This is a genomic window from Candidatus Effluviviaceae Genus V sp. (assembly GCA_014728125.1).
Lineage (GTDB): Bacteria > Joyebacterota > Joyebacteria > Joyebacterales > Joyebacteraceae > WJMD01.
This window is the reverse complement of the sequence record WJMD01000058.1, coordinates 1-2,504: the sequence shown is the minus strand read 5'-3', so window position 1 is coordinate 2,504 and position 2,504 is coordinate 1. Positions and strand designations below refer to the sequence as shown.

The following is a 2,504-nucleotide window of genomic DNA, read 5'->3' as shown; positions in this document are numbered from 1 at the left end:
GTTGTCGCCGCCCAGCCCCCGGGCGTCATCATCTCGATGACGAGGGACGAGAGTCTCGCCCGGCTCGTGTTGAGCCCCACTGTGAGTCCAGCCGGTCCGGCCCCGACGATCACGATGTCATGCTGTTCCAAGGGCTCCTCTCCCGGTCTCAGACGCAATCGAACAGGGAGTATACCGGAATGGGGAGCGGCACTCAAGCACGGCCGGCCCGCCCGCCGCCGCGCCCCCTTTGGCCCCCACGGAGCCGGCCCCACACGCAGAGCGCCGGGACCCAGAAAAGGGCCCCGGCGCGTCCGGTCGCTCCGTCCGTTCGGACGGCTGTCTACGAGATGATGCTCGGCGTGATCTTGATGATGAGGTCGGTGTTCTTCACCTCTTCGCGGGTGTGACGGAAGATGTGGCCGAGAATCGGGATGTCGCCCAGAAGCGGCACCTTGGTCACATCGTTCGTGGTGTCCTCCGTCAGAAGGCCGGCGAGCATGAACGTCTGACCGTCCTTGACGCGGACCTGCGTCGTGGCGCGCCGCTCCTTCGTCCACGGAATCTCGTTGTTCGGTCCGACGAAGCTGACGATCGAGCTGACGTTCGGCTCGACGATCGCGGTGATGTGACCGTCACCCGACGCCCGCGGCGTCACCGTGACCTCGACGCCCACCTCCTCGCGCTCGACGCTCACTTCGATGACGCCCCCCGTGGTCGTCCCCGTGACCGTGTACGGGATGACGTCGCCGATGTGTATCTCGGCCTCACGGTTGTTGAGCGTCACGAGTGTCGTCCGGGTCAGGATCTTCGCCCGGCCGTCGTTCTCCAGGAAGTCGAGCGCGACCTCGAGAAGCTGGGCCTGACGATGGACGTCGTCCCCGTCGATGCCGAGTCCCTGATACGGCATCTCGGACGGGTACTCGTCGGGAGCCGAGTCGTCGGGCCGCCCCTCCGTGAAGAGGACCGTCTGCTTCGCGAGCTTGGACCAGTCGAGCCCCAGTTCCATGAGATCCGTCGTCGAGACCTCGATGACCTCGGTCTCAAGCATGATCTGAACCGGTGGTACATCGAGTTCCTGGATGATCGAACGGATCTGCTCGATCGTCCCCGGCGATGCTACGACGACCAGTCTGTTGCCGCCCGGGTCGGCCGTGACCGCCTCGGTGATGGTCTTCACGACGTCGACCAGCTCGAACGCGTCGGCGAAGTGCAGAGGGATGACGTAGGTGGAAAGTCCGGTCTCGGTCTGAAGGACGCTCTCCTCCGCCACCAGGATCGAGTTGCCGATCCTCTCGTACCCCAGCCCCGCCGCTCGGACGATCAGGTTCAGCGCCTCCTCGACCGGCGTCGACTTGATCCGGATCGAGATCAGCTGGTCCTGGACCTCAGTGCTGGCGACGATGTTGAACCCGCTCTTCTCCGAGAGGATCTGAAGAACGTCGGAGAGCGGGGTCTCCATTGCGTGCATCGTCACCAGCTTTCCCGCCATGTCCTCTGCGGCCGCGAACGGCGACAGCAGGGCGACGGCGAGAAGCACTGTGAGAGCTGCTGTGCATGTCTTCACGTTATCGTCCTCCGTGCCTAGTCGGAGCGCGACAGCTCGATCTTCGTCGTGCCGTCCGCGCCCTCAAGCGTGACTCCGTCTGCTTCGATCGCTGTCACGCGGCCGCCGTCGAGTTCGTCGCCGAGATGCACGATCATGCTCTGGCCGCCTGATCTCAGGATCGCGGTCGGGTCCTCATCGTCGAGGATGACCGCGGTCGCTGCGTATCGGGGACGCGCCGGCGCAGCCGTTGTGGTCGGCGTCGTCCGCTGTATCTTCACCTTGTAGGGAACCATCGGATCGCGCAGTTCCTCGTCCTCGGGCTCGACCTCAGAGGCGCTCGCAAGCGTCGTCATGAGGCCTGTGACCTCCTCGCCGCGGGTCTCGAGGCTGCCGGGGCTGTCAGTTGCGAGCGACCCGGCCCCCTGCATGCGGACGACGGAACTCGTGAGAGAGCGCACCGCCACGACCCCTGACACGGCTGTCAGCACGATTATCAGTGCTACGATCGTGCGTTCGCGGTTCTTCATCGATCCCTCCGCTCCGATCAGTATCCGATGACCGACAGCGTGATGATGGCGCGGTGCGTCCGCCCCGCTCCGATGCTGCTCGACCGGTAGTCGAACGCGTGAATGATCACGACCTCGGGAATCGTCTCGAGGAAGCGCAGGAAGCCGCGGAACTCCTGGAAGCCGCCCTCGAGAGTCAGCTTGAACGTGCGCTTCATGTAGTCGCCGTCGGGCGTCTCGCCCATGGGTTCGACGCGCGTGATCACGGCGCCGAGACGGCCTGCCTCCTCGTTGACGATGGCGAGGAAGCGCTCCGCGCCGTTGGTGCCTTCCTCGAGCGGAGCCGGCAGGAAGCTCTCGATGCGTCCGAGTTCCTCGCTGTGGGAGACGACGTAGAGAAGCTCCTGTTCCGCCCGGGCCGCCTTGCGCTGCACGGCGGCAAGCGCGTCTCGCTTCGGTCTGTGGAACAC

The 2,504-nt window shown here is 65.2% G+C and carries 4 protein-coding genes; all 4 read right to left on the bottom strand.

The genetic code is table 11. From position 1 onward, the window contains the following. Positions 1-131: NAD(P)-binding protein (locus GF405_03440; GenBank protein ID MBD3367216.1), on the bottom strand; the 131-nt coding region annotated here is incomplete at its 3' end. A gap of 191 nt (positions 132-322) precedes the next feature. Further along, a complete protein-coding gene (locus GF405_03435; protein MBD3367215.1) occupies positions 323-1,546 on the bottom strand; it encodes a hypothetical protein in 1,224 nt (407 codons plus the stop codon). 17 nt (positions 1,547-1,563) lie between these two features. Continuing rightward, entirely contained in the window at positions 1,564-2,055 is a 492-nt protein-coding gene (locus tag GF405_03430; protein MBD3367214.1) for a hypothetical protein, read from the bottom strand. Positions 2,056-2,072: 17 nt separating this feature from the next. Beyond that, positions 2,073-2,468 (bottom strand): hypothetical protein, encoded by a 396-nt coding sequence (locus tag GF405_03425; protein ID MBD3367213.1) that lies wholly within the window; start codon positions 2,466-2,468, stop codon positions 2,073-2,075. Positions 2,469-2,504: the final 36 nt, after the last annotated feature.